This window comes from Aquiflexum lacus, assembly GCF_015476655.1.
GTDB lineage: Bacteria > Bacteroidota > Bacteroidia > Cytophagales > Cyclobacteriaceae > Aquiflexum > Aquiflexum lacus.
The window spans coordinates 1-246 of the sequence record NZ_JABFHF010000106.1 but is presented as its reverse complement, the minus strand read 5'-3'; the positions used below and the strand labels follow the sequence as shown (position 1 = coordinate 246).

At 50.0% G+C, this 246-nt stretch carries 1 protein-coding gene; it reads right to left on the bottom strand.

The features are described from left to right. On the bottom strand, positions 1–246 hold a 246-nt coding region (locus HMJ38_RS25230; RefSeq protein WP_194977209.1), incomplete at both ends, for a LamG domain-containing protein.

Genomic DNA, 246 nt, shown 5'->3' with positions numbered 1-246 from the left:
AGAGTTCGAAGATTTCCGATACTTCCAATGCTCTTCCGTAAAGCCTGAGATCGTCGATGGCCCCGTTGAAACGCTGTATCGTACTGACCGCCCCGATGACAAGGTCTCCCGAAGATGTCCCGATGTTGAACGGTGCATAAATCGAGGAAACATCCTCTGTGCCGTTGACAAAGATTCGGCTCGTAGTGCCATCGAAAGTAGCGGCTACGTGTATCCATTCACCAAGGTCACCGCTATAATTGTAGT